Annotated in this window: 20 protein-coding genes, 3 tRNA genes and 1 pseudogene; 14 read left to right on the top strand and 10 right to left on the bottom strand. The window is 72.5% G+C overall.

Going from position 1 to position 25,219, the window contains the following annotated elements; all coding sequences use genetic code 11:
• The first annotated feature begins 5 nt into the window (after positions 1 to 5).
• The 5 genes from BLW86_RS25785 to BLW86_RS25765 all read left to right on the top strand — a co-directional run bounded on the left by BLW86_RS25785 (position 6) and on the right by BLW86_RS25765 (position 5,260).
• The gene (locus BLW86_RS25785; protein WP_093876244.1) at positions 6 to 1,313 is read left to right on the top strand and encodes a cytochrome P450; all 1,308 of its coding nucleotides are present in this window, start codon (positions 6 to 8) and stop codon (positions 1,311 to 1,313) included.
• A complete protein-coding gene (locus BLW86_RS25780; protein WP_093876243.1) occupies positions 1,310 to 1,945 on the top strand; it encodes an NUDIX domain-containing protein in 636 nt (211 codons plus the stop codon). The genes BLW86_RS25785 and BLW86_RS25780 overlap by 4 nt, the downstream gene beginning before the upstream one ends.
• Positions 1,946 to 2,150: 205 nt before the next feature.
• Positions 2,151 to 3,749, top strand: coding sequence for a prenyltransferase/squalene oxidase repeat-containing protein (locus tag BLW86_RS43810; protein ID WP_093876242.1), 1,599 nt, complete (start codon positions 2,151 to 2,153; stop codon positions 3,747 to 3,749).
• A 27-nt stretch (positions 3,750 to 3,776) separates the two neighbouring features.
• Positions 3,777 to 4,007 (top strand): acyl carrier protein, encoded by a 231-nt coding sequence (locus tag BLW86_RS25770; protein ID WP_093876241.1) that lies wholly within the window; start codon positions 3,777 to 3,779, stop codon positions 4,005 to 4,007.
• Entirely contained in the window at positions 4,007 to 5,260 is a 1,254-nt protein-coding gene (locus BLW86_RS25765; RefSeq protein WP_093876240.1) for a beta-ketoacyl-[acyl-carrier-protein] synthase family protein, read from the top strand. The genes BLW86_RS25770 and BLW86_RS25765 overlap by 1 nt, the downstream gene beginning before the upstream one ends.
• 27 nt (positions 5,261 to 5,287) lie before the next feature.
• On the opposite strand, the gene BLW86_RS25760 is transcribed toward BLW86_RS25765, so the two are convergent.
• Entirely contained in the window at positions 5,288 to 5,779 is a 492-nt protein-coding gene (locus BLW86_RS25760; RefSeq protein WP_093876239.1) for a MarR family winged helix-turn-helix transcriptional regulator, read from the bottom strand.
• Positions 5,780 to 5,867: 88 nt separating this feature from the next.
• On the opposite strand from BLW86_RS25760, the gene BLW86_RS25755 reads away from it, so the two are divergent.
• Positions 5,868 to 6,284, top strand: a complete 417-nt coding sequence (locus tag BLW86_RS25755) for an organic hydroperoxide resistance protein (RefSeq protein WP_030694044.1) — start codon at positions 5,868 to 5,870, stop codon at positions 6,282 to 6,284.
• Positions 6,285 to 6,527: 243 nt separating this feature from the next.
• Entirely contained in the window at positions 6,528 to 8,582 is a 2,055-nt protein-coding gene (locus BLW86_RS25750; protein WP_093876238.1) for a phosphocholine-specific phospholipase C, read from the top strand.
• Positions 8,583 to 9,281: 699 nt separating this feature from the next.
• Here the strand turns inward: BLW86_RS25750 and BLW86_RS25745 are convergent.
• The 4 genes and pseudogenes from BLW86_RS25745 to BLW86_RS25725 all read right to left on the bottom strand — a co-directional run.
• Positions 9,282 to 9,602: pseudogene (locus tag BLW86_RS25745) on the bottom strand (RNA polymerase sigma factor); the annotation flags it as partial.
• A 47-nt stretch (positions 9,603 to 9,649) separates the two neighbouring features.
• The gene (locus tag BLW86_RS25740; protein WP_177181752.1) at positions 9,650 to 10,114 is read right to left on the bottom strand and encodes a hypothetical protein; all 465 of its coding nucleotides are present in this window, start codon (positions 10,112 to 10,114) and stop codon (positions 9,650 to 9,652) included.
• A gap of 674 nt (positions 10,115 to 10,788) precedes the next feature.
• Positions 10,789 to 11,496, bottom strand: coding sequence for a class F sortase (locus BLW86_RS25730; RefSeq protein WP_371129676.1), 708 nt, complete (start codon positions 11,494 to 11,496; stop codon positions 10,789 to 10,791).
• Between the two features lie 158 nt (positions 11,497 to 11,654).
• A complete protein-coding gene (locus tag BLW86_RS25725) occupies positions 11,655 to 12,320 on the bottom strand; it encodes a hypothetical protein (RefSeq protein ID WP_093876236.1) in 666 nt (221 codons plus the stop codon).
• 681 nt (positions 12,321 to 13,001) lie between these two features.
• Between BLW86_RS25725 and BLW86_RS25720 the strand changes: the two genes are divergently transcribed.
• Together BLW86_RS25720 and BLW86_RS25715 are read left to right on the top strand one after the other, a co-directional pair.
• Positions 13,002 to 13,817, top strand: a complete 816-nt coding sequence (locus BLW86_RS25720; RefSeq protein WP_093876235.1) for a hypothetical protein — start codon at positions 13,002 to 13,004, stop codon at positions 13,815 to 13,817.
• A gap of 23 nt (positions 13,818 to 13,840) precedes the next feature.
• Positions 13,841 to 14,767, top strand: coding sequence for a hypothetical protein (locus BLW86_RS25715; RefSeq protein WP_093876234.1), 927 nt, complete (start codon positions 13,841 to 13,843; stop codon positions 14,765 to 14,767).
• A 111-nt stretch (positions 14,768 to 14,878) separates the two neighbouring features.
• Here BLW86_RS25715 and BLW86_RS25710 read toward each other — a convergent pair.
• From BLW86_RS25710 to BLW86_RS25700, 3 genes are all read right to left on the bottom strand, one after another.
• Positions 14,879 to 14,955 (bottom strand) — tRNA-Ile (locus BLW86_RS25710).
• A gap of 166 nt (positions 14,956 to 15,121) precedes the next feature.
• Positions 15,122 to 15,194 (bottom strand) — tRNA-Asn (locus tag BLW86_RS25705).
• A 5-nt stretch (positions 15,195 to 15,199) separates the two neighbouring features.
• A tRNA-Asn gene (locus BLW86_RS25700) sits at positions 15,200 to 15,272 on the bottom strand.
• A gap of 136 nt (positions 15,273 to 15,408) precedes the next feature.
• On the opposite strand from BLW86_RS25700, the gene BLW86_RS25695 reads away from it, so the two are divergent.
• From BLW86_RS25695 to BLW86_RS25675, 5 genes are all read left to right on the top strand, one after another.
• Positions 15,409 to 15,720 carry a hypothetical protein gene (locus BLW86_RS25695; protein ID WP_093876233.1) on the top strand — a complete coding sequence of 104 codons (312 nt, stop codon included), beginning with the start codon at positions 15,409 to 15,411 and terminating at the stop codon, positions 15,718 to 15,720.
• Positions 15,721 to 15,749: 29 nt separating this feature from the next.
• Positions 15,750 to 17,189 (top strand): FGGY family carbohydrate kinase, encoded by a 1,440-nt coding sequence (locus BLW86_RS25690; protein ID WP_093876232.1) that lies wholly within the window; start codon positions 15,750 to 15,752, stop codon positions 17,187 to 17,189.
• Positions 17,190 to 17,263: 74 nt separating this feature from the next.
• Entirely contained in the window at positions 17,264 to 18,997 is a 1,734-nt protein-coding gene (locus BLW86_RS25685) for an ABC transporter ATP-binding protein (RefSeq protein WP_093876231.1), read from the top strand.
• Positions 18,997 to 20,922, top strand: a complete 1,926-nt coding sequence (locus tag BLW86_RS25680; protein ID WP_093876230.1) for an ABC transporter ATP-binding protein — start codon at positions 18,997 to 18,999, stop codon at positions 20,920 to 20,922. The genes BLW86_RS25685 and BLW86_RS25680 overlap by 1 nt, the downstream gene beginning before the upstream one ends.
• 33 nt (positions 20,923 to 20,955) lie before the next feature.
• Positions 20,956 to 22,173, top strand: a complete 1,218-nt coding sequence (locus BLW86_RS25675; RefSeq protein WP_256341424.1) for a TerD family protein — start codon at positions 20,956 to 20,958, stop codon at positions 22,171 to 22,173.
• Here the strand turns inward: BLW86_RS25675 and BLW86_RS25670 are convergent.
• Positions 22,170 to 23,189, bottom strand: a complete 1,020-nt coding sequence (locus tag BLW86_RS25670) for an RNA polymerase sigma factor (protein ID WP_177181751.1) — start codon at positions 23,187 to 23,189, stop codon at positions 22,170 to 22,172. The two genes, BLW86_RS25675 and BLW86_RS25670, sit on opposite strands and share 4 nt — an antisense overlap.
• 117 nt (positions 23,190 to 23,306) lie before the next feature.
• Positions 23,307 to 25,196 (bottom strand): DNA primase, encoded by a 1,890-nt coding sequence (dnaG, locus tag BLW86_RS25665; RefSeq protein WP_093876228.1) that lies wholly within the window; start codon positions 25,194 to 25,196, stop codon positions 23,307 to 23,309.
• Positions 25,197 to 25,219 lie beyond the last annotated feature (23 nt).

Below are 25,219 nucleotides of genomic sequence, written 5' to 3'. Positions count from 1 at the left end.
TCATCATGCAATCGCAATGCGTGACGGATGGCATGCTCCCCGACTTCCTCGACGACGACGCCGTGACGGCCTGGACTGCCTCCGGAGCACCCCTCGTGGACCTCCTCCGCCAGGCGCACACGCCGGGCCGGCTGACCGGATTCCGCCGTGGCGGCCGGGCGGCGGTCCTGGTCACGGACCCCCGGCACGTGCACCAGGTGCTCGGCGTCGGCGGCGACCGGTACGTGAAGCGGTCGCACCGGGCGAGACCCCTCCTCGGGGACGGCATGCTGACCGCCACGGGCGAGGCCTGGCGGTCCCAGCGGAAGCTGCTCCAGGCGATGTTCACGGGCCGGGGCATCCAGCGCTGGGAGCAGCACATCGCGGGGGCGGCGGCGTGCGTCGTCGACCGCTGGACGGAGCGGGCGCGCCGGGGCGTGCCGACCGACATCGCCGAGGACGTGCAGTTCTTCACGGTCGACACGATCTGGCGCTCGCTCACGGACCGGCCCCTCGACCAGGAGACGTACGTCGACCTGGCGGCCGTGCAGGACATCGTCGCCGCGCTCCCCGCCGACGTGGGCGGCGCGACCGCGCTGCCGCCGGAGGTCGAGTCGGCGATCGCCGCGCTCGACGAGCGGATCCTCCGGGCGCTCGCCGACGCCCGCGTCCGCCACCGGAGGGACGGTGCCGGGGCCCGCGAGCCCGGTGGGCTCCGCACGGCAGGTCCCAGCGTCCTGGACCGGCTGCTCGACGCGGCCGAGACGGATCCGGCGTACACGGACCGGCTGATCCGCGACGAGCTCGTCACCCTGCTCGTCGCCGGGTACGAGAGCAGTGCCCGCACCCTGACCTGGGCGTTCGTCCTGCTCGACGCACACCCGGAGATCATGGAGCGGGCGGCGGGGGACGCTTCGGCCGTGGAGGCGGTGCTCTCCGAGACGCTGCGGCTCTACCCGACGGGCTGGCTGCTGCCCCGGCACAGCCCGGCGGACGAGACGCTGGACGGCTGGGCGATCCCGGCCGGTACGGACCTCCTCGTCTGCCCCTACCTGACCCACCGCGACCCGGAGGTCTGGCCGGAGCCCGAGGCCTTCGACCCCGGCCGCTTCCCGGCCCGGTCGCCGCTGCCGCCCGGCGCGTACCTTCCCTTCGGCATCGGCCCGCGCGCCTGTCTCGGGACGCGGTTCGCCATGCGGGAGATGGAGGTGCTGCTCGGCGCGCTCCTCTCCCGGTTCACGGTCGAGACGACCGGACCGGTGGGCGAGCCCGTGTTCGGCATCAACCTGCGCCCGGCCGGTCCGCTGCACGCGCGCGTCCGCGAGCGACCGTGAACGCGCCCGCACCGGACCGGCGCCCGTCCGGGGCGTTCCCGCCCGACGGGCGCGGCCCCGAGACGCGCGCCGCCGGGAGGTACGCCGCCGAGGGGTGCGCCGCCGAGAGGCACGGCTCCGAGAGGCACGCTTCCGAGGGGTACGTCTCCGAGCGCGTCGACTACGTCGACCCCCGGGACCGGGTGGTCGCCCAGGGCGGACGGGCCGCCGGGCCGCCCACCGGACTGCTCCGCCGGTACGCGGCGACCGTCTGCACCGACCACGCCGGCCGGGTCCTCCTCTACCGGCGGACCGCCTCGGCACCGGCCTACCCGGACCACTACGACGTCCTGATCGGCGGGGCGGTCCGCAGCGGCGAGGAGTACCGGGCGGCCGCGCTCCGGGAGCTCCGGGAGGAGCTGGGCTGGGAGCAGGCGCCCGGCCTGACGGAGGCGTACCGGATCCGCGTCGACGATCCGCACGGCGCCTGCTTCCTGACGGTCCACCGCTGGGTGGTGGACCGCGCGCCCCGGCCGGATCCGAGCGAGATCGCCTGGTGCGGCTTCGTCGCACCGCTCGCGGTCCTGACCGGCGGCTACACCCCGCTGGTCCCGGCCGGCGCGGAGGCGGTGCGGCGCCTCTTCCCCGGCTGACCGCCCGGGGCGCGAAGACCGCACGGCGCCTCTCGCCCCGCCGACCACCGTGGTCGCGGAGCCCGTACGGCACGGACGCCGCACGGCGCGACGGCCGCACGGCGCGGAGCGCGCGCAGCGCCTTCCCGCCGCCCGAAGCCCCCTGGTCGACCTCCCCTGGCCGGCACCCCGCCTTTCGTACGACAGCACCGAAGGACACCTCCCCATGACGTACTGCGCGCTGCCCTTACCCGGCGCCTCCCTCGCCGTCCCCGGACCCCGGCCGGAGCCCCACCCGGGGACCGAGCCGCTCGACCGCGCCCGGGCACGGCTCGCCACCCGTCTGGTGGCGGCCGCCGGGCCCGGGGGACTGCTCCGGGCGCCGTGCGACAGCCGGATCCTGGAATCCGCCCTGGCCCTGCGACTGCTCACGGTGACGGGCGTGGACCCGGACGCCCAGGAGCGGCTGATGCGCCGGCTGAAGACGGCCGTGGACGAGGGCGCCCCCGACCCCGTGCAGGAGGCCGCCGCCCGCGCGGCCCTCGGCGAGTACGTGGACGGGCGGGGCGCGCTCGCCCGGCTGCTCGGCGGCTTCGACCACTTCACGGCCGGACGCAAGCGGCTGATGTTCCAGACGCTCCTGGCCGAGTTGGGCGCCCACCCCTTCTCCGAACTCCCCTCCCCCGAGACGCTCTTCGAGGCGCGCGGCCAACAGCGGTGGCTGATCACGGAGATGGCCGCCCTCAAGGTCCTGTACGCCTTCGGGACGGGTGCTCCGCGGCTCGTCACGGAGGAGGACTGGCGGGCGCTCGAACCCTGTGCGCTGCCCGGCCCGCCCCCGTACGGCAACCACCTCGCCCGGATCCTCGCGCTGCTCGCGCTGCGGCTGCGCCCCCGGTACGCGGAGGCGGCACGGGCGCGGGCGCGGGAGCTGCGCGGTTGGCTCCGTGAGGACGGCGGGCTGCCGTTCATCACGGGGATGGACGTGTTCGCGACGGCGACCGGCGGGCTCGCGCTGGCCGGGGCGGGAGCTCCGGCGCACACCCTGCGGGCCCTCGCGTCGGCCCTGGTGGAGCACCGGAACCCCGACGGCGGCTGGGGGTTCGACCGGGGCGTCGGGCAGAGCGACGTGGACGACACCTCGTACTGCGTGGAGTTCCTGCGGGCGACGGGCGCGGTGCTGTTCGGCCCGGAGGTGGCGGCCGGCGAGCGGTACCTGCTGGCCCGGCAGGGTGCGGACGGCGGCTTCCCGACCTTCGAGCACGGCACCGCCTCCGAGGTGGCGATAACGGCGGCGGCCGTGAACGCGCTGGCTCCCGAGCCCGCGCACCGGCCGGCGGTGGAGGCCGCCGTCCGGTTCGTCGCGGCCCGGCAGGAGGCCGCCGGCTCCTTCGAGCGCAGCTGGAGCCTGAACGAGAGCAACGCCCTGTTCCGTACCGTCCTCGCCCACGACTCCTTCCTGGCCGTGGCGCCCGGGCATCCGGCCCGGGCGGAGGTGGCGCGGGCCCGGGCGCGGGCCGTGTCCCGGTTGCTCGACACGCAGAACGCGGACGGCGGCTGGGGGCACGTGCCGTCCGATCCGAGCGACCCGATCAGCACGGCGTACTCGCTGATCGCGGTGGCCCGGACACCGACCGTGCCGTCCGCCCGGGGTGCGACCGGGCGGGCGGTGCGCCACCTCCTGGAGCGGCAGCGGCCGGACGGCGGCTTCGTCTCCCGCCCGGACCAGGCGGGGCCCCGGCCGCTCGCGTACCACGTGCCGCTCCTGACGGACGTGTGCGTGCTGCTCGGCCTGAACCACGCGCGCGCGTGCGTCGCGCACTGAACCGACCTCTGCCCCCCAAGGAACGCCATGACCTTCGACGAACTGAAGACCCTGCTCGTCTCGCTCGGTCTCGACCCGGCGGACATCACCCCGGAGTCCACCCGCGAGGAGGCCGGGCTCGACTCGCTCCTCCTCACCGAGCTCGCCCTCGTGCTCCGCAAGGAGCGGGGCGTCCCGGTCCCGGAGGAGGAGCTGTACGCGTCGCCCACGGTCGCGGCGATCGAGGACCTCGTCTGCCGGTACGCGGGGGTGGCCTGATGCCGGGCCCGGCGCCGGGGGGCGCGGCGAGCACGGGCGGCGGCCGAGGCGCCGGGGCCGCCGTCACCGGCATCGGTCTCTTCACCCCGGCCGGCGCGGACGCCGCGACGACCTGGGAGACCGTCCGCGCCGGGAAGGCCACCGCCGCCCTCGAAGAGCGGGACGGCCTGCGCTACCTCGCCTGCCGGGCGCCCGCGCTCCCCGGGGACCTCGGCAGGGCGGTGACGGCCCGGCGGCCCGACCGGAGCGCGCTGCTCGCGCTGGTCGCGGCGCGGGAGGCGCTCGCCGACGCCGGTCTGGACCCCGCCGGCTGGGACGGGGCGCGGGTCGGCGTGGTCGCCGGGATCGGGGCGGGCGGCGTCCTCACGTTCGAGGCGCAGCGCGAGGTGCTGCGGACGGACGGCCCCGGGGACATGTCCCCGTTCGCGGTGCCGGGCGCGCTGCCGAACTCCGTCGCGGGGCAGCTGGCCGTCGAGTTCGGGATCCGCGGCCCGTCGACCGCGGTGACCACGGCGTGCGCGGCGGGCGCCACGGCGATCGGCGTCGCGCTCGACCTGCTGGCCCTGGGCCGCTGCGACCTCGTCCTGGCGGGCGGGGCCGAGGCGTCGCTGAGCCCGTTCTACGTGGCGGGTTTCGACCGGCTCGGCGCGCTGTCCCGCCGGTTCCACGACCCGGCGGGCGGGCTGCGGCCGTTCGACAGGGACCGGGACGGCTTCGTGATGGCGGAGGGCGCGGGGTTCCTGGTCCTGGAACGCCCGGCGGACGCCGCCGCGCGCGGGGTCCGGCCCCGGGCGCTGATCACGGGCTACGGGGCGACGTCGGACGCGCACCACGTGGTGGCGCCCCGGCCGGACGGCTCCGGCCTGACGGCGGCCGTCCGGGGCGCGCTCGCGGAGGCGGGCGCGGTGCCGGGCGACGTCGACCTGGTCAACGCGCACGGGACGGGTACGCCGCGCGGTGACGCCGTGGAGGCGGCGGTGCTCGCGGCGCTCCTTCCGCACCGGCCGCCGGTGACGTCGACGAAGGGGGTGACCGGGCACCTGCTGGGCGCGGCGGGGGCGGTGGAGGCGGCGCTCACGGTGCTGTCGCTCGCGGAGGAGACCGTGCCGCCGACCGCGAACTTCGCGGAGCCGGGCGAGGGCGTCGACCTGGACGTCCCGACGACGGCCCGGGGAGCCAGGCTCCGCCTCGCGGTCTCCACGTCGGTGGGCTTCGGCGGGCACAACGCGGCGCTGGTGATCACCGCTCCGTAGGGGGCCGCCGCCCCGTACGAGCGGAGGTCAGCCGCAGGCGGCGGCCACGTCGTCCGGGTCGACCCCGTCGAGCCGGACGGCCAGGGCGTGGAGGCGCTCCCGCAGCTCTCCGAGTTCCGCCAGGTCAAGCCCGGTGGCGGCGGCGATCCGGCGCGGCACGCCGAGGGCCTTCTCGCGCAGGGCGGTCCCGTCACCGGTCAGGCGGACGGTGACGGACCGCTCGTCCTCGGGGCTGCGGCGGCGCTCGACGTATCCGGCCGCCTCCAGCCGCTTGAGCAGCGGGGACAGGGTTCCGGAGTCGAGCCGCAGCCGTTCGCCGATCCCCTTCACGGGCAGCTCGCCGTGCTCCCAGAGCACGAGCATGACGAGGTACTGGGGGTAGGTCAGGCCCAGCTCCTTGAGCGCGCCCCGGTAGACGCCGTTGAAGGCGCGGGTGGCGGCGTGCAGGGAGAAGCAGATCTGGTTGTCGAGCCGGAGGAAGTCCTCGTCCATGGAGCCCAGGATACGGGAGACGCGCATCACACACGATTAAGTTGTGCACAACTTAATCGTGCCCTAACAATATGAGGGCAGCCCGACACGATCCCTTCGAGGAACGGAAGAACCCATGGACGCGATCTACACCGCCGTCGCCACCGCCAACGGCCGCGAGGGCCGCGCCGTCAGCTCCGACGGCCGGCTCGACCTCCCCCTGGCCCACCCGGAGGCCCTCGGCGGCAACGGCCAGGGCACCAACCCGGAGCAGCTCTTCGCCGCCGGGTACGCGGCCTGCTTCGCCAGCGCCATGGGCGTGATCGCCCGCCAGGAGCGGATCGACATCTCCGAGGTCTCCGTCACCGCCGAGGTCTCCATCGGCAAGGACCCGGCGGACGGCGGCTTCGGCCTCGCGGTCGTGATGCGCGCCGAGTTCCCCGACCACCTCCAGGGCGAGGCCGGCCTCACCCTGCTGAAGAAGACGCACGCCTTCTGCCCCTACTCGAAGGCCACGCGCGGAAACATCGAGGTCGAGCTCGTCGTCGAGTAGTTTTCTGTTGCTTCCCGCACACCCCTGGTGGTCATCGACCCACCGGGGGCGTTCGGTTGTGAGTTTTCACGTTCGGGCACGGGGGGTTCTTCCGCCGTACGACGGGCAGTCATGGGACGGCCTCCTGGCGGTGGTTCACGGGCGCTCTCCTTGGGGCGCCCGTGAGCCGGTCCGCCAGGTCGCGCCGCACGCGCACGCGCACCCGCACCCCCCGTCGTACTCACACCGGAGGAGAACTCCCCCATGGCCGACCTCAATCGCCGCCGGTTCCTGCAGCTGACCGGCGGCGCCGCCGCGTTCACGATGCTCTCGGAGAGCATCGCCCGCGCCGCCGCGATCCCGGCGCAGGGCGCCACCGGCACGATCCAGGACATCGAGCACATCGTGGTCCTGATGCAGGAGAACCGTTCCTTCGACCACTATTTCGGGGCGATGAAGGGCGTACGGGGCTTCGGTGACCCGCGCCCGGTGACGCTGCCCAGCGGGAAGTCGGTCTGGAACCAGTCGGACGGCAGCAAGGTCACGCTCCCCTTCCGGCCGACCAGCGACAAGCTGGGCATGGAGTACCTCCAGGGCCTCAACCACGACTGGGCGGGCGGCCAGAGCGCCTTCAACAAGGGCAGGTACGACAACTGGATACCGGCCAAGACCAAGGCCACGATGGCGCACCTCACCCGTGAGGACATCCCCTTCCACTACGCGCTCGCCGACGCGTTCACCATCTGCGACGCGTACCACTGCTCGTTCATCGGCGCCACCGACCCGAACCGCTACTACATGTGGACCGGGTACGTCGGCAACGACGGCACGGGCGGCGGCCCCGTCCTGAACAACGCCGAGGCGGGCTACGGCTGGACCACCTACCCCGAGCGCCTGGAGGCGGCGGGGGTCTCCTGGAAGGTCTACCAGGACATCGGCGACGGCCTGAACGCGGCCGGCTCCTGGGGCTGGATCAACGACGCCTTCCGCGGCAACTACGGCGACAACTCCCTCCTGTACTTCAACAACTACCGCAACGCCCAGCCCGGCAACCCGCTCTACGACAAGGCCCGCACCGGCACGAACGCCAAGGCGGGCGAGGGCTACTTCGACGTCCTGCGCGCCGACGTGCAGGCCGGCCGGCTCCCCCAGATCTCCTGGATCGCGGCCCCCGAGGCCTTCTCCGAGCACGCCAACTGGCCCGCCAACTACGGCGCCTGGTACATCGCGCAGGTCCTGGACGCGCTGACCTCGAACCCGGACGTGTGGGCCCGTACGGCGCTGTTCATCACGTACGACGAGAACGACGGCTTCTTCGACCACGTCGTCCCGCCCTACGCCCCGGGCTCGGCGGCGCAGGGCCTGTCGACGGTCCCGACCACCCTCGACTACTTCGGCGGCAAGACGGGCTACGTGGCCGGCCCCTACGGCCTGGGCCCGCGCGTCCCGATGATCGTCGTCTCGCCGTGGTCCACCGGCGGCTACACCTGCTCCGAGACCTTCGACCACACCTCGGTCATCCGCTTCATGGAGAGCCGCTTCGGGGTGCGCGAACCCAACATCTCCCCCTGGCGCCGAGCGGTCTGCGGCGACCTGACCAGCGCCTTCGACTTCACCCGCACGCAGACCCAGCCGGCCGCGCTGCCCCCGACGGACGGCTACTACCCGCCGGACAAGAACCGCCACCCCGACTTCCTGGCCACCGCCCCGGCCGTCGGCGCGATGCCCCGCCAGGAGCCGGGCGCCAAGCCGACCCGCCCGCTGAAGTACGCGCCGTACGTGGACGGCGCGGCGGACGTGACGGCGGGCACCTACCGCCTCGTCTTCAGCGGCGGCCCCGCGGCCGGCGCCCAGTTCTACGTGACCTCGGCGAACCGCACGGACGCCCCGTGGACGTACACGGCGGAGGCGAGCAAGTCGATCGCGGACACCTGGAACACCAAGTACAGCAAGGGCCTCACCGACCTCACGGTCCACGGCCCCAACGGCTTCCTCCGCCGCTTCCGCTCCCCCGGCAAGACGGCCGTCCCGGAGGTGACCGCCCGGCACGACGCCACGACCGGCGACCTCGCGCTGACCTTCACCAACGCCGGCACGACGGCCACGGTGACCGTCACCAACGCGTACGGCGGCACCCCGACGACCCTCTCCGTCCCCAAGGGCGCCACCGTCAGCCACACCGTCCCGCTCTCCGCCTCCGCCCGGTGGTACGACGTCACCGTCACGTCCTCCGCCTCCACGGACTACCTCCGCCGCCTGGCGGGCCACGTGGAGACGGGCGCGGCGGGCACGACGGACCCGGGCATCCTGACCTACTGACGCCTCCGGACCCGCCCCGGCACCGGACACGGGCGCCGGGGCGGCGTGCCGGGTGAGCAGCGATGCCGGGGCGGGCTGAGCAGGTCCTCGGACGTCCGTCGTACGCGACGGTGATGGGGTGGGGTCATGACCATGACCCCCTACCGCTCGGGGAGCGGTGGTCGGCGACCGCGCCCCGTCAGCCGTCGCCCTCCCCGACAGTCGCCGGGGGGGGGAGGGTGGACCGAGTGACCCGCTTCGGGCTTCGCGGGGGTGCCGAAGGGGCTCTTGGCGGGGACGGAGCGCTCGTGCCCGAAGGCCGAGGACGAGGCCGTACCGGCTTGTGGGGAATACGGAGTGTGGTGGGGACTCCGTGAGGGGCCGGCGAGCCTGCGCCCGGGGATTCGAACGAGGGGACCGCGTACCCCCCTGACGGGAGCGGAGCAGAGGCGCTGCGACGCGGTTCGGGTTCGCGGGCCCCGGTCTCGTCGAAGGGGGCGGGCGACGCGGCCGCGGCGAACGCCCCGCCGCCCGGGGCCCGGCTCGCGGCCAGGGCCGCGCGTGCGGTTCTCAACGAGGGTCCTGTGCCGTGTCTCGGTACGGAACGCCAGTCCTCGCGGCGTCCGGTGCGCCGGGACCTGTGCAGGCCCGTGTCGCGGGCAGCACGGGACGCGGCGACCGCCGCTCGGGCCGAGGCGTCGTCCACCCCTCCGGGGCGCAGGGCAGGTCGAGCACCTCCTGCGCGAACGGGGCCGTACGCGGTCGGGAGCACAGGCGCCGCAGGTGGTCCAGCGCGCGGTGGCGGGCGATGGTCGCGGTCCAGCCGCGGAACCCCGCGCCGTCTCCGCGGAACCGCGCCAGGTCGCGGGCTGTCTCGAGGCACGCGTCGGAGGCCACGTCCTCGGCGGACTCGCCGACGAGCCCTCTCGGATATCCCAGAAGTCCGGGCTGCACGATCCGGTACACGTCCGCGAACGCCTCGTCGTCACCGTTCCGCGCAGGTTGCACCGCATGCAGCAGAGCGGCGTCGTCCGCCCTCACATGTTCTTCCCCTGGTCTTCCCGCGTCGCGCTGCCCGGCGCATCACCCTACGCAGCCGTCAGCCGGGGGCCGTGGGCCGTCCCCCGTGGCAGCGGCAGGTCCTTGGGACGACGCGGGACCAGCAGGAAGAGCTCGTAAGCGGATTCTTCGGGGCCCAGCTCGAAGCGGTTGACCACCTTGCCGAGCGGGTTCCACGCCCGTCCGTCGAAGGTCCGGACGCCGACCGGCTGTCCGAACAGTTCGGACGTCATGTCGTCGAAGTCGACCCAGCGGGCCCGCGCCTGCCGGACGAGCACTTCGCCGACGTACGCACCGAGCTCCTGGAGGACCGGTGCGACGTCGGCCGGGTCGCCGGCCCCCCGCCGCAGACCGTCCACCACGCGGTCGACGATGCGCAGGCTGGCCGCGGAGAAGTCGAGGGGGAGCCGTGTCCTCGCGGTCGTACGGGAGGCGAACGAGGAGGCGTGCCGGCTCATGTCGGCGGCCCGCAGCATGCGGCTGACTCGGTCCATCGGTCCCACCCCTCGTGTGTGAACCGGTGCGGCTCCCCCGGTTCCCTGGCTCCTCGGGAGGACCGCAGGTCTTCCACGTCCTCCCGACAACCCAGCGGAACCGGGCACCGGATCATCACGGGTCCGCACTGTGATCAGCGTCACGCCTTCGGACGGGCCTGCCGGCGACCGAAGTCGGGATCGACGGAAGTGCGCTGCTCCCCCGACGACGATGACGACGACTGCGACGGAGCCACGGCTTCCTGGGCCCGCCGGGCAGCCGGAGCCGCGCGCCGCGTCGACGGGCGAAGTGACGTACGAGGTCACGGGAACGGGGACCGTCGAGATCTCGTATCTCGCCGACGTCGGGGCCGATACGGCCACGGTCGATAAAGGCGTCAGGCTTCCCTGGAGCAAGTCGGTTCGGGCGCCCCGCGGCAAAGCCCCGGCCGTCGCCGTCATTCCCGCCGGAAAGGGCGGCCCGGCATCCTGCACGCTCGCAATACGCGACAAGCACGTCCAGCGCGCCACCGCCATGGGCGCATGCGGACGTGCCACGTGCACGGGAGGGGCTCAGGCCCGGCAGGGACGATTGATCGCCGACCGTGTTCCAGGTCGGCGATTCGCCCGAAATCTTCAGGTGGTTGCGCTCCGGGGCACGCCGCCGTACGACGTCACCGATTTCGCCGCTTTCCTCAACGGCCGCCCTCGGCAGGGGGCGCCCACTCGCCGGACTCCTCCAGGTGGGCGAAGACGACCAGGTTCTCGGTGTAGTCCTTGGCCTTGCGGTCGTAGGGGCCCGCGCACGTGATGAGCCGGACGAGCGCGTCGGGGGTGTCCTCGTAGACGCGCCGGTCCGGGAAGTCGTCCTTGCTGAACTCCTCCACGGAGTCGATGAGGAAGGCGGCGGTGGTGCCGTCGGCGCGGCTCACCTCGAAGGTGTCTCCGGCCTTGAGCTCGCCGAGCCGGGCGAAGACGGCTGGGGCGGTGGCCGTGTCCAGATGGCCCGCGACGATCGCGGTCCCCCGTTCACCCGGGGAGATGCCGGACTCCTGCCAGCCCACCAGGTTCGTGTCGTCGGCCGGGGGCGGGTCGAGCGCACCGGAAGGGCCGATCTTCAGGCCGGTGAACGGCGCGTCCACTCCGATCTTGGGAATCCTCAGCCGGGTGGGGGCCGACCTCGGCATCGACGGACCGGACGCCGGGACGGCACTCGGCGACGCACGGCGCGAGGAGCCGGGGAGTGACGACGGGGCGGGGGCCGCAGCGCCACCGGGCTCGGCCGCGGCCGCGGGCCGGGTCGGTGCTTCCGTGTCCTGGTCGGACACCCACGGACGGAAGACGAGCAGAAGCACAGCGAGAACCAGCGTCCAGAACACGGCGGGGGCCACCCACCGCGGGATACGCCGGGACGCTCCCGCGTCAGCGGGATCCGGTCGGGTCGTCACCAGGGGCTCCTTCGGACTCGGGCGGAAGATTCGGGCTCGGGGGTACGGGGGCGGGGCCGTCTCCCGGACGCAGGGGCCGCCGTCCGGGAGACGGCCCCTGCGTCCGGTCTTCCTCACGCAGCCGCGCCGGCGGCCTTCCTACGGCGGTAGAGAACGAACGCGGCGAGTCCGCCCGCGGCCAGGGCCGCGCCGGTCACGTTCGTGGTGCCGCTCGCGAGGCCGCCGCCGCCCGTGTGCATGCCGCCCTTCGGCTTCTCCGACTTGTAGCCGCCCTCGTCGTTCGACTCGTCCTTCTCCGTGTCCTTGCTCCAGTCCTTCTGCTTGCCCTTCTCCGTGTCCTTCTCCGTGTCCTTGGTCCAGTCGTCGGCGTTCACGAGGGACAGGGCGCCGGAGCCGGTGTGCATGCCGCCCTTGGGCTTCTCGTGCTCCTTCTCGTACCGGTCGCCCTTGTCGTGCTCCTTCTCGGACTTGTCGCCCTTGTCGTGCTCCTTCTCGGACTTGTCACCCTTGTCGTGCTCCTTGGACCACTCGTCTCCGCTGACGAGGGACAGGGCGCCGGAGCCGGTGTGCATGCCGCCCTTCGGCTTGCCGTGGTCGCTCTCCTCGCTGTGGGAGGAGCCGTGGTCGCTCTCCTGGCTGTGGGAGGAGCCGTGGTCGCTTTCCTTGCTCTGGGAGGAGCCGTCCCAGTCACCTGCGGTGATCGCGTAGGCGCCGGGTGCGGCGAGCGCCAGGGTGCCGGCGGTGGCAGCCGCGGCGAAGAGAATGCGGGCAGAGCGCATCGCTGAACTTCCTTCCGTACGCCGCGTCAGCTGACCCAGTGTCGGCTCTCCATACGCGGCGACACGGATCACCGTCAGCTGCCGCCGAGCCTCCTGCCACTTGGGATGGTGCATACGGACCCAAGGCGTTCGGACGAGGGCATCGCGCACCGCACCTCACGGGACGTCAGGAACGACGGCCGTTCCCGGCGGTCACGGCACCGTCCCGGCTGCGCACCGGCGGCATGACCCACGGACCGAACCCGGTGACGGCCTGTCGTCGGCCCGATCGCTCTCCGTCACTCCCAGGAGTGACCGGCTTCGCGGCGCCGGGCTGCCGGACCGCCGGCATCAACGCCTACGGCGGTGCCCAGAGACGCTCTCCGTCGCGAAGGGCGCCGCGGTCACCCACAGCGTCGACGTCTCCGCCGCCCACCGCTGGTACGACCTCACCCTCACGTCCGCCGCCTCGCCGGTCACGTGGAGACGGGTGCGGCGAGCCAGTCCGACCCGGCGATCCTGACGTACTGACGCCGACGACCGCCCCGGCACCGCGCACCCGGTGCCGGGGACACCACGCGCGCGCGGGCCACTCCGGTACAGCTACCCGAACGGCGGTTTCACCCGATATGACGCCGTTTTAGGCTGCCGGGACACGGGACGGGGGCAGTCCGTTCCGACCGCCCCGGATCGGGAGGCTCCATGCGCGGCAGGACGACTCGTCGGCGGATCTCCAGGGGCGCGCTCCTCGCCCTCGTTCTCCTCTGCGCCGGGGCCGCCCCGCTGACCGGCTGCTCCTCCGGGTCGGAGGGGGAGAACCGGACCTCCGAGACCGGCGTCGCCTCGGACGCGACCGACTCCACCGACGCCACGGCGACCGCCGGGACGACGGGGGGAGGCGACACGGAAGCGGACGCGCAGGAGCGGCGGAGGCGGGAGAAGGACAGCGGAAACTTCAGCCGCGCGGGCCGGCTCTCCGACGCCTTCGGTGGAACCTTCCCGTTCGCCTACGAGAAGTTCGTGGAGAATCCGTCGTCCGAACCCTACGTGGGCACGGTCGCGGTCGTGGACTGCTCGCCGGACGGGAAGCGCCAACCCATCGCCCCACCGAGCCAGACCGTCACCGTCCCGCCGAAGTCGGAGGGGAAGGACTTCAAGGTGTCCTTCAGTTTCCCCCAGGGACAGGGAGACGTGACCTCCAACCAGCCGCGCATCATCTGCGTGACCCTTCGGGACGAGGGCGGGGTCAGGGGCGAGGACGAGGACGCGCTCTCCGTTCAACTGAACCCCACCGGCGAGACCACCAGCGAAACGACCGGGGAGACGCCCCCCGGCGAGACCACCGGCGAGACCACCGGGGAGACGACCGGGGAGACGACCGGGGAGACGCCCCCCGGCGAGACCACCGGGGAAACCACCGGCGAGACGACCGGGGAGACGCCCCCCGGCGAGACCACGGGCGAGACCACCGGGGGAACCACCGACGGGGGCACCGGCAAGTCCGGTGGGCTCGGCTGAGCCGCCCGGGCGAAGGGGGCCGTATGGCCGAAGGGAACCGGGGGAACGACGGGGGCCCCGCGGCCGACGGGCCCGTCACGGCCGAGGGGGACTCCGACAGCGGCGGCCGTCCCTGGAGCAACTGGGCCATCACGCTCGCCACGCTGCTCGCCCCGACCACCTTCATCGGCGCCCTGCTGCTGTACTTCGGCTTCGCCTACACCGACGCCCTCTACGCACACTTCGGCGTCGACGCCGCGACCCTCGGCTTCTCCACCCAGGACTACGCGCTGCGCAGCGCGGGCGCCCTCTACGTACCCGCCGGCACCGCGCTCACCGTCGCGCTGGTCGCCGTCCTGGTCTACTACGCGGCACGCGCGCTGGGAGCCAGGAGCGGCCGCCTGCCGCCCGGCGGCCGGTTCGCGCCGTACCTGCTCTCGGTCTGCGGCCTGGTCCTCTTCGCTCTCGGCATGCTCGGCGGGCTCGGCGTGTGGGACGCCGGGGCGATGGACACCCCGCTGCTGCTCGGCAGCGGACTGGTGCTCGTCGTATACGGCAGGGCCCTGTTCTTCAAGCTGAGCGGCGCCGACTACCCGGTGGCGCGCGAGCGGCTGGCGCTCGCGCTCGTCGCCGCGCTGGTCGGCCTGTCGTCCTTCTGGGCGGTCCACGCGTACGCGAAGCAGCACGGCGACGACGACGCCCGGTATCTGGCGCGCAATCTGTGGCTGCGCCCGGCGGTGACCGTCGACACTCCGGAGCGGCTCTACTTCCCGCCCCGGCAGGCACGCGAGACCGTCCTGCCCGTCGCCGACCACCCGCAGCGGTTCCGGTACCGGTACGAGGGCCTGCGCCTCCTCGCGGAGGTGAACGGCCGGATGTTCCTCATCCCCGAGAACTGGTCCGAGACGGGCGGCAGCGTGCTCGTGATCCCGGCGGGCAACACGGTCCGCGTCGCCTTCCGCGCGGACTGAGGCGTCCGGGCGACTCCGGGCGTGTCGCTGCCGTGATCCGCGTCGCGACGGGTGCACCGTGGGAGCAAGAAGCCCGTGGTCGCGGAGAAACCTTCCTGCGGCCACGGGCTGTGGTGGGGCGGGTGGGACTCGAACCCACGGCCGACGGATTATGAGTCCGCTGCTCTAACCGGCTGAGCTACCGCCCCGAACGGTGAGGCGCGTACATGTGTGCGCGCCGTCTGCCGCAGCATAGCCGCTCATACGATCTCCTGCTCCGGATGATCGGCTCTGCTCGACCATGAAGACCGCGCCGCGCTCCGGATGGTTCCCGGAGACGCGAAAAAGGACCCCTAAGGGTCCTCTTCCGTCTTGCTCCCCCGACTGGACTCGAACCAGTAACCCTCCGGTTAACAGCCGAATGCTCTGCCAATTGAGCTACAGGGGATCGCGCTCCCCCGACTGGACTCGAACCAGTAACCTGCCGGTTAACAGCCGGCTGCTCTGCCAATTGAGCTACAGGGGATTGCTGCGTTGCACCGATCGGCTCCACCTCGGACCTTGCCGGGCGGCGCTCGCTCGCTGCGAGACATACATTAGCGCAAGCAGGGGGGTGCTCCGCCAATCGGTATCCCCAGGGCCTCCAGGGAAGGATCGCAGCCGTGCGGTACAAGCTGACGTTCGTCGTGGGACTCGCCCTCGGTTACGTGATCGGCACGCGGGCCGGTCGCGAGCGCTACGAACAGATGAAGAAGTCCGCGAAGGAGTTCGCCGAGAACCCGGCCGTGCGGAACGCCGCGGAGACCGCCGCCCAGACCGGCCGCCAGGCCGCGGGGAAGGCGGTGCACCTGGTGGGCGACAAGGTCGGCGACCGGCTGCCGTCCTCCGTGACCGACCGGGTCCACGCCCTGCGCGGGCGCGGCATGGGCAACGGCAAGGTCGACGAGGAGGACTGGGGCACCAGCAACACCTGAGCGCCGCGCGTGCGGCAGAATCATGTGTCATGGGGATAGTCGCCGGACTGGACAGCTCTGCGGAGTTCACACGCATCGTCGTCTGTGACACGGACACGGGTGCCGTACTGCGGCAGGGGTACGCCGCGCATCCCGGCGAACCGAAGGCCGTCGACGTCGATCCGCAGTCCTGGCTGCTCTCGCTCGGGGAGGCCGCCACCGGCGGGCTCCTGGAGGGCGTGGAGGCCATCGGCGTCTCCGCGCAGCAGCACGGGCTCGTGCCGCTCGACGCGCAGGGCGGCCTGGTGCGGCCCGCGCTGGTCCGCAACGACAAGCGGGCGCAGGTCGCCGCCGCCGACCTCGTCGAGTCGCTGGGCGGCCGGCAGGCCTGGGCCGAAGCCGTCGGCAGCGTGCCCGGCGCCGGACAGCCGGTCGCCAAGCTGCGCTGGCTGGCCCGCGCGGAACCCGAGAACGCCCAGCGGGTCGCCATGGTGCTCCAGCCCCACGACTGGCTCGTCTGGCAGCTCCTGGGCCGTCCCGCCCGCCGCACCACCGACCGCGGCGCCGCCTCCGGCACCGGCTACTGGTCCACGCGGACCGGGACCTACCGGCCCGACCTCGTCGAGCTGGCGCTCGGCCACCAGGCCGTGCTGCCCGAGGTCCTCGGTCCCTCCGACGCGGCCGGCATCACCCCCGAGGGCCTCCTCGTCTCCGCCGGCACCGGCGAGACGATGGCCGCCGCGCTCGGCCTCGGCCTCGGCCCCGGCGACGCGGTGGTCTCGCTCGGCGCCTCCGGCTCCGTGATGGCCGTGCACCACGACGCCCTCGCCGACCCGAGCGGCATGATCACCTCCTTCGCCGACGCCACCGGCATGCACCTGCCCGTCGTCTCCACCTCCAATGCCGTACGGGCGCTGCGGGGGACCGCCGAGATGCTGGGCCTGGAGTCGCTGGAGGAGCTGTCGGCGCTGGCGCTGAAGTCGACGCCCGGGGCCTCCGGGCTCGTCCTGCTGCCCTATCTGGAGGGCGAGCGGACCCCGAACCTGCCGCACACCGCGGGCACGCTCAGCGGGCTGCGGCGCGAGTCGATGAAGCCCGAACACCTGGCGCGGGCGGCGTTCGAGGGGATGCTCTGCGCGCTCGCCGACGCCATGGACGTGCTGCGCGGGCGGGGCGTCGAGGTGCGGCGGGTCTTCCTGCTCGGCGCGGCGGCCGCCCTGCCGGCCGTGCAGGCCCTCGCGCCGGCGCTCTTCGGCGCCCAGGTCGTCGTCCCCCAGCCGGCCGACTACGCGGCGCTCGGCGCGGCCCGGCAGGCCGCCTGGGCGCTCGGGGTCGCGCGGGGCACGCTGTCCCCGTCCGCTCCCCCGCCGTGGCAGGGCGCGGTCGCGCAGATCCTGGAGCCCGGCGACGAGCTGTCGGCGGGGCAGGCGGTGCGGCAGCAGTACGTGGCGACGCGGGAGCAGATCCACCCGGGCGCGTTCGGTTCGTAAAGTCTTGCCCCGGGCTCCGCCCGCCCCCTAAACCAAGTCGTAACGCTCCCGGGGTGCGGGCGATAGTAGGAGCCGTGCTCATAAGACTTCTCCGAACCCATCTGCGGCCCTATCGAAAACCCATCGCGCTGCTCGTCCTGCTGCAGTTCCTGCAGACCTGCGCGAGCCTCTACCTGCCGACCCTGAACGCCGACATCATCGACCACGGTGTCGTCAACGGGGACACCGGCTACATCCTGCGCTTCGGCGCCCTGATGGTCGGCGTCTCCGTCGTCCAGGTCGTCTGCAACATCGGGGCCGTGTACTACGGCGCGCGGACCGCCTCGGCGCTCGGCCGCGACGTGCGCGGCGCGGTCTTCGACCGGGTGCAGTCCTTCTCCGCCCGGGAACTCGGCCACTTCGGCGCGCCGTCGCTGATCACCCGTACCACCAATGACGTCCAGCAGGTCCAGATGCTGGTCCTGATGGGGTTCACCCTGATGGTCTCCGCGCCCATCATGTGCGTCGGCGGCATCGTGATGGCGCTGGGCCAGGACGTGCCCCTGTCGGGCGTGCTGCTCGCGGTGGTGCCGATCCTCGGCGTGGCCGTCTCGCTGATCGTGCGGAGGATGCGGCCGCTCTTCCGGACCATGCAGGAGCGGCTCGACACGGTGAACCGGGTGCTGCGCGAGCAGATCACCGGCAACCGGGTCATCCGCGCCTTCGTGAAGGACGAGTACGAGGAGGAGCGCTTCCGCGGGTCCAACGGCGAGCTGACCGCCGTGTCGATGGCGACGGGACGGCTGATGGCGCTGATGTTCCCGACGGTGATGACCGTCGTGAACGTCTCCAGCGTGGCCGTGGTCTGGTTCGGCGCGCACCGCATCGACAGCGGCGGGATGGAGATCGGCGCGCTGACCGCCTTCCTCGCCTATCTGATGCAGATCGTGATGGCCGTGATGATGGCCACCTTCATGTTCATGATGGTGCCGCGCGCCGAGGTGTGCGCGGAGCGCATCGAGGAGGTCCTCGGCACGGAGACGAGCGTCGTGCCGCCGGCCGAGCCGGTGCGGACGCTCGACCGGCGCGGGCACCTGGAGGTCAGGAGCGCGGACTTCCGCTACCCGGGCGCGGAGGAGTCGGTCCTGAAGGACGTGGCGCTGGTCGCCCGGCCCGGTGAGACCACCGCGATCATCGGCTCCACGGGCAGCGGCAAGTCGACGCTGCTGGGGCTGGTGCCCCGGCTCTTCGACGCCACCGGCGGCGAGGTCCTCGTCGACGGCGTCGACGTGCGCGAACTCGACCCCGCCCTGATGGCCAGGACCGTCGGACTCGTCCCCCAGAAGCCGTACCTGTTCTCCGGGACGGTGGCCACCAACCTCCGGTACGGCAAGCCCGACGCCACCGACGAGGAACTCTGGCACGCCCTGGAGGTCGCCCAGGCCGCCGACTTCGTAAGGAAACTGGAGCACGGCCTGAACGCCCCGATCGCGCAGGGCGGCACCAACGTCTCCGGCGGCCAGCGCCAGCGCCTCGCCATCGCGCGGACGCTCGTGCAGCGGCCGGAGATCTACCTCTTCGACGACTCCTTCTCCGCGCTCGACTACGAGACGGACGCCCTGCTCCGGGCCGCGCTGGCCCAGGAGACGGCGGACTCGACCGTGGTGATCGTCGCCCAGCGCGTCTCCACCATCCGGGACGCCGACCGGATCGTCGTCCTCGACGAGGGCCGGGTCGTGGGCACCGGACGGCACCGTGAGCTGATGGCGGAGAACGAGACGTACCGGGAGATCGTGCTCTCCCAGCTGACCGAGGCGGAGGCAGCCTGATGGCCGGTCCTGGCGGACGCATGATGATGGGCCAGTCCGGTGAGCGGTCCATGGACTTCAAGAATTCGGGCAAGCGGCTGCTGAAGCAGCTGGCGCCCGAGCGCGGCACGCTCTGGCTGATGCTGATCGCGGGCGTGCTGTCGGTGGCGGCCTCAGTGGTCGGGCCGAAGATCCTCGGCAGGGCGACGGACCTGATCTTCGCGGGCGTCGTCGGGCGGAACATGCCCGAGGGCGTCACGAAGGCGCAGGCCCTGCAGAAGCTCCGCGCGGACGGCGACAGCGGCATGGCCGACATGCTGTCCGGGGTCGACTTCACCCCCGGCAAGGGGATCGACTTCGGCGCGGTCGGCGGGGTCCTGCTGTGGGTCCTCGTGATCTACGTGGCGGCGGGCCTGCTGATGCTGGTCTCCACCCGCATGTCGATCAAGGTGATCAACCGGACGGTCTACCGGATGCGGGAGGACGTCCAGACGAAGCTGGCGCGGCTCCCCCTCTCGTACTTCGACAAGGCGAAGCGCGGCGAGGTGCTGTCCCGGGCGACCAACGACATCGACAACATCTCGCAGACGCTCCAGCAGTCGATGGGCCAGCTGATCAACTCGCTGCTCACGATCGTCGGCGTGCTCGGGATGATGTTCTGGATCTCGCCGCTGCTCGCGCTGGTGGCGCTGGTGACGGTGCCGGTCTCGGTGTTCGTCGCGGCGAAGATCGGCAAGCGCTCGCAGCCGCACTTCGTGCAGCAGTGGAAGTCGACGGGCGCGCTCAACGCGCACGTGGAGGAGATGTACACCGGGCACGGCCTGGTGAAGGTCTTCGGCCGGCAGGAGGAGTCCGCGAAGGACTTCCGCGAGCAGAACGAGGCGCTGTACGAGGCCGGGTTCAAGGCGCAGTTCAACAGCGGTGTGATGCAGCCGGTGATGTTCTTCGTCTCGAACATCAACTACGTGCTCGTGGCCGTGGTCGGCGGTCTGCGGGTGGCGACCGGCAGTCTGTCCATCGGTGACGTGCAGGCCTTCATCCAGTACTCGCGCCAGTTCTCGATGCCGCTGACGCAGGTCGCGTCGATGGCGAACCTGGTGCAGTCCGGTGTCGCCTCGGCGGAGCGGATCTTCGAGCTGCTCGACGCGGAGGAGCAGGAGCCGGACGGCCCGACGAGCGAGAAGCCTCTGGGCCTCAAGGGCAAGGTGGCCCTGGAAGGCGTCTCCTTCCGTTACGAGGAGGACAAGCCGCTCATCGAGGACCTGTCGCTCGCGGTGGATCCGGGGCAGACGGTCGCGATCGTCGGCCCGACCGGCGCCGGCAAGACGACCCTGGTGAACCTGCTGATGCGGTTCTACGAGGTGACGGGCGGCCGGATCACCCTGGACGGGGTGGACGTGGCGAAGATGTCCCGCGAGGAGCTGCGGAAGGGCATCGGCATGGTCCTCCAGGACACCTGGCTCTTCGGCGGCACCATCGCGGACAACATCGCGTACGGCGCCACGCGCCCGGTGAGCCGGGCCGAGGTCGAGGAGGCGGCGCGCGCCGCGCACGCCGACCGGTTCATCCGGACCCTGCCCGAGGGGTACGACACGGTGATCGAGGACGACGGGGCGGGGGTCAGCGCGGGCGAGAAGCAGCTGATCACCATCGCGCGGGCGTTCCTGTCCGATCCGGTGATCCTCGTCCTGGACGAGGCGACCAGCTCGGTCGACACCCGCACCGAGGTCCTCATCCAGAAGGCGATGGCCCGACTCGCGGCCGGGCGGACCTCGTTCGTGATCGCGCACCGGCTCTCCACGATCCGGGACGCGGACGTGATCCTGGTGATGGAGAACGGCTCGATCGTCGAACAGGGCACGCACGAGGAGCTGTTGTCGTCCGGCGGGGCCTACGCCCGGCTGTACGCGGCGCAGTTCGCGCAGGCGGTCGCCGAGGTCGACTGACCCGGCGGTGACCCATGCCGCATGATGTGCGGCATGGGTCACATAACCAAGGATGCGTGGGTGCCGTCGGTCACCCTGCGCGTGGGTGCCGAGGGCGTGGATGTGGCGGCACTGCTGCTCGGCACGGACGGCCGGGTCCGGGGGGACGCGGACATGGTCTTCGCCGGGCAGCCCGTGCATCCCTCCGGTGCGGTACGGCACGAACAGGCTTCGCTGGTCCTCGCGTTGCACGAGGTGGAGGCGGCCGTCGAGCGGATCGTGATCGCCGGGGAGGCGGACGGCGGCGTCCTGGAGGCGGCCGCACCGGACGGGGCGGCCGTCGCCTCGTACGCGGTGACGGGTACGGGGGACGCGACCGCCGTCGCCTTCGGGGAGTTCTTCCGGGAGTCGGGCGGCTGGAAGTTCACGGGGCTCGGGCGGGGGCACGGCTCCGGGCTCGCCGGTCTCGTCACGGAGTACGGGGTCGAGGTGGCGGAGGAGGAGCCGGAGCCGCAGCCGGTCGTGTGCGGGCCGGTCCCGCTGGTCGGGGTCGTGAAGATGCCGGGGCAGCCGCTGCCCGCCGCCGGCGGCCCCCTGGGCGAGCCGGAGCCGACGCCCGCGCCCGCCCCCACCGGGCCGTTCCCGCCGGCCGACCGGCCGTACGAACTGGTCGAGGGCTGGGAGTTCGGCCCCGTCTTCGAGCCCTTCGTCGCCGAGGGGCTCGGCAACGACGTGATCGCCCTCGACGACCGGGTCGGAAACGGCCCCGTTCTCGTCGAACTCGCGCAGGAGGGTTACGGCTACCTGGGCCTCTTCCCGCTCGACCGGCGCAACAAGGACGAGGTCGACTTCCTCTTCAACGCCCTGCTGCCCGACTTCCTGGGCAGCGCGGCCGCCCCGGTCCCCAAGGGCCGCCCGCTGCGCATGCGGCTTGCCGCCGAGAACCGCTGGATCCTGCGGGTGAAGCCGCTGGCCGCCGCCCGCCGCCTGGAGGGAACGCTGCACGGCTACGGTCCCGAGGCACTGATCTACCTCGGTGGCGGGGCGGACCTCCGGGTGGAGTTCAAGGGCGACCCGAGGAACGGCCGGGGCTATGTCGGCATCCAGAGCTACGGGGTCGGCGGTCGCACCGACGGACGGCTGCCCGACATGGACCTGCTCCTCAACGAGATCGGGCCGCTCCGACAGACCGTCCCGGTCCCGCGCGGCCCGCAGCTGCTGAAGTTCAACGCCGAGGGTCCGTGGACACTCACGGTCAGGGAGCTCGACTAGTCCAGATAGCCGCGCAGCTGGTCCGCGTAGGCGTGGTCCCGCAGTTTGTTGAGGGTCTTGGACTCGATCTGGCGGATGCGTTCGCGCGTCACGCCGAAGATGCGGCCTATCTCCTCCAGGGTGCGGGGCCTGCCGTCGTCGAGGCCGTAGCGGAGCTGGACGACCTTGCGTTCGCGTTCGCCGAGGGTGGAGAGGACGTCCTCCAGGTGGCGGCGGAGCAGCAGGAAGGCGGCGGACTCGACGGGTGAGGCGGCGTCGCCGTCCTCGATGAGGTCGCCGAGGGCGACGTCCTCCTCCTCGCCGACGGGGGCGTGCAGGGAGACGGGTTCCTGGGCGAGGCGGAGGACCTCGCCGACCCGTTCGGGTGCCAGGTCCAGCTGGGCGGCGACCTCTTCGGCGGTGGGTTCGTAGCCGCGCTCCTGGAGCATGCGGCGCTGGACGCGGATGACGCGGTTGATGAGTTCGACGACGTGCACGGGGACGCGGATGGTCCGGGCCTGGTCGGCGAGGGCCCGGGACATGGCCTGGCGGATCCACCAGGTGGCGTACGTGGAGAACTTGTAGCCGCGTGCGTAGTCGAACTTCTCGACGGCCCTGATGAGGCCGAGGTTTCCCTCCTGGACGAGGTCGAGCATGGTGAGGCCGCGGCCCACGTACCGTTTGGCGACGGAGACGACGAGGCGGAGGTTGGCCTCGATGAGCTTGCGCTTGGCGATCCGGCCGAGGACGACGAGCCGGTCCAGGTCGATCGCCAACTGGGTGTCCAGGTCGGGGGTGTTGGCGAGTTTCTCCTCGGCGAAGAGCCCGGCCTCGACGCGGCGGGCCAGTTCGACCTCCTCCTCGGCGCTGAGCAGCGGGATGCGGCCGATCTCGCGCAGGTACTGGCGGAAGAGGTCGGAGGAGGGGCCGTTGCCGCCGAGGTCGCCGGTGCGGCGACGCTGGACGGGGATCTCCGGCGGCTCGTCCGGCTCCTCGGGGGACGGCTCCTGCGACACGGTCCGGATCTCGGTCTGCACGGCGGGCGACCTCCAGGAGGGGCGGAACGACACCGTCACCCAGTGTGGGGTACGACACATCGCCGCCACGAGGGGCGTGCGGTGACTTTTTGAGACCGGGGCGTGACCGAACGTGTGTCAGAGGGCCGCGGCGCCGTTGTTCCGGAGGGACTGCCCGTACTGGGTGAGGACCCACAGCTCGTTCTGCACGGCGGCGAGCCGCTCGGGGTCTCCGTTCGCGCCGAGCCGGGCCAGGGTGCCCTGGACGTCGCGGATGCGGCGGTCGACGGCGCGGAGGCGGACGGTGACGAGCTGGTCGCCGGCGTAGGCCTCGTCGACGGTCTTGGCGAAGATCGTCTCGACGGCGAGTTCGGTGACGAGGGCGCGGACCGAGTCGTTGGGGGCGGCCTCGCGGACGGCGTCGAGGTAGTCGGAGGGGGCGCCGGTGGCGCCGCCCGCGTCCTGGATGCACTGCCTGACGGCCGCGTAGGGCGGGGCGGTGAACTCGTCGACGCCATAGGCGTCGAAGGCCGGGGAGACCAGTTCGGGCCGCTGGAGGGCGAGCTTGAGGAGCTCCCGCTCGGTGCGGTGGGCGGGGCTGCGCAGATTGAGCGCGGGGCCGGAGGGGGCGGCGGCCGGGGCCGGGGTGTCGTACGTCCGCTGGGGCTGCTGACGGCTCGGGCCCCGCTCGCCGCCCTGCCGCTGCCAGCGGGCGATCTGGGCGACCCGCCGGACCACGAACTGGGTGTCGAGGATGCCGAGCATGCCGGCGAGCTGGACGGCGACCTCGTGCTGGGAGGCGATGTTCTTGATCTTCGCGACGATGGGCGCGGCCTCGTCGAGGGCGGCGGCGCGTCCCGCCGGGGTCTCCAGGTCGTACCGCGTCACGATCTGGCGGAGGGCGAACTCGAAGAGCGGGGTGCGGGGCTGGACGAGTTCGGCGACGGCCTCGTCGCCCTTGGCGAGGCGGAGTTCGCAGGGGTCCATGCCGTCGGGGGCGATGGCGATGTACGTCTCGGCGGCGAACTTCTGGTCGTCCTCGAAGGCGCGCAGGGCGGCCTTCTGGCCGGCGGCGTCGCCGTCGAAGGTGAAGATGACGCGGGCCGAGCCGTTGTCCATGAGGAGCCGGCGGAGGATCTTGATGTGGTCGCCGCCGAAGGCGGTGCCGCAGGTGGCGATGGCGGTGGTGACGCCGGCGAGGTGGCAGGCCATGACGTCGGTGTAGCCCTCGACGACGACGGCCCGGCTGATCTTGGCGATGTCCTTCTTGGCCAGGTCGATGCCGTAGAGCACCTGGGACTTCTTGTAGATCGGCGTCTCGGGCGTGTTGAGGTACTTGGGGCCGTTGTCGTCGTCGCGGAGCTTGCGCGCGCCGAAGCCGACGATCTCGCCGCCGACGTCCTTGATCGGCCACATGAGGCGGCCGCGGAAGCGGTCGATGGGACCGCGGCGGCCGTCCTGGGAGAGGCCGGAGAGGATCAGTTCCTTGTCGGAGAAGCCCTTGCCGCGCAGGAAGCGGGTGAGGTGGTCCCAGCCGGCCGGGGAGTAACCGACGCCGAAGTGCTCGGCGGCGGTCTGGTCGAAGCCGCGCTCGGCGAGGAACTTCCGGCCGATCTCGGCCTCGGGCGAGCCGAGTTGGCCGGCGTAGTACTCGGCGGCGGCCTTGTGGGCCTCGATCAGGCGGATCCGTTCGCCGCGCTGGTGGCCGGGGTTGTAGCCGCCTTCCTCGTACCGCAGGGTGATGCCCGCCTTCGCGGCGAGGCGCTCGACGGTCTCCGAGAAGGAGAGGTGGTCGATCTTCATCACGAAGGCGATGGTGTCGCCGCCTTCCTGGCAGCCGAAGCAGTGGAAGAGTCCCTTGCTGGGGCTGACCTGGAAGGAGGGCGACTTCTCGTCGTGGAAGGGGCACAGGCCCTTGAGGTTGCCGCCGCCCGCGTTGCGCAGCTGGAGGTACTCGGACACGACGGCGTCGATCGGGACCGCGTCCCGTACCGCCTTCACGTCGTCATCGTTGATCCTGCCTGCCACGCATGAAGTCTACGGGTGACCGG

Origin of the sequence: Streptomyces sp. TLI_105 (assembly GCF_900105415.1) — a bacterium.
Lineage (GTDB): Bacteria > Actinomycetota > Actinomycetes > Streptomycetales > Streptomycetaceae > Streptomyces.
The sequence above is the reverse complement of the archived record's forward strand: the minus strand, read 5'-3'. Positions and strand labels throughout refer to the sequence as shown.

Coding starts and splice junctions, on each gene's coding strand:
- BLW86_RS25725 (WP_093876236.1), bottom strand. CDS start 12,320: ATGCGCTCTGCCCGCATTCTCTTCGCCGCGGCTGCCACCGCCGGCACC.
- BLW86_RS25680 (WP_093876230.1), top strand. CDS start 18,997: ATGGCCGGTCCTGGCGGACGCATGATGATGGGCCAGTCCGGTGAGCGG.
- BLW86_RS25690 (WP_093876232.1), top strand. CDS start 15,750: ATGGGGATAGTCGCCGGACTGGACAGCTCTGCGGAGTTCACACGCATC.
- BLW86_RS25720 (WP_093876235.1), top strand. CDS start 13,002: ATGCGCGGCAGGACGACTCGTCGGCGGATCTCCAGGGGCGCGCTCCTC.
- BLW86_RS25770 (WP_093876241.1), top strand. CDS start 3,777: ATGACCTTCGACGAACTGAAGACCCTGCTCGTCTCGCTCGGTCTCGAC.
- BLW86_RS25750 (WP_093876238.1), top strand. CDS start 6,528: ATGGCCGACCTCAATCGCCGCCGGTTCCTGCAGCTGACCGGCGGCGCC.
- BLW86_RS25675 (WP_256341424.1), top strand. CDS start 20,956: ATGGGTCACATAACCAAGGATGCGTGGGTGCCGTCGGTCACCCTGCGC.
- BLW86_RS25740 (WP_177181752.1), bottom strand. CDS start 10,114: ATGGACCGAGTCAGCCGCATGCTGCGGGCCGCCGACATGAGCCGGCAC.
- BLW86_RS25760 (WP_093876239.1), bottom strand. CDS start 5,779: ATGCGCGTCTCCCGTATCCTGGGCTCCATGGACGAGGACTTCCTCCGG.
- BLW86_RS25765 (WP_093876240.1), top strand. CDS start 4,007: ATGCCGGGCCCGGCGCCGGGGGGCGCGGCGAGCACGGGCGGCGGCCGA.
- BLW86_RS25715 (WP_093876234.1), top strand. CDS start 13,841: ATGGCCGAAGGGAACCGGGGGAACGACGGGGGCCCCGCGGCCGACGGG.
- BLW86_RS25755 (WP_030694044.1), top strand. CDS start 5,868: ATGGACGCGATCTACACCGCCGTCGCCACCGCCAACGGCCGCGAGGGC.
- BLW86_RS43810 (WP_093876242.1), top strand. CDS start 2,151: ATGACGTACTGCGCGCTGCCCTTACCCGGCGCCTCCCTCGCCGTCCCC.
- BLW86_RS25785 (WP_093876244.1), top strand. CDS start 6: ATGCAATCGCAATGCGTGACGGATGGCATGCTCCCCGACTTCCTCGAC.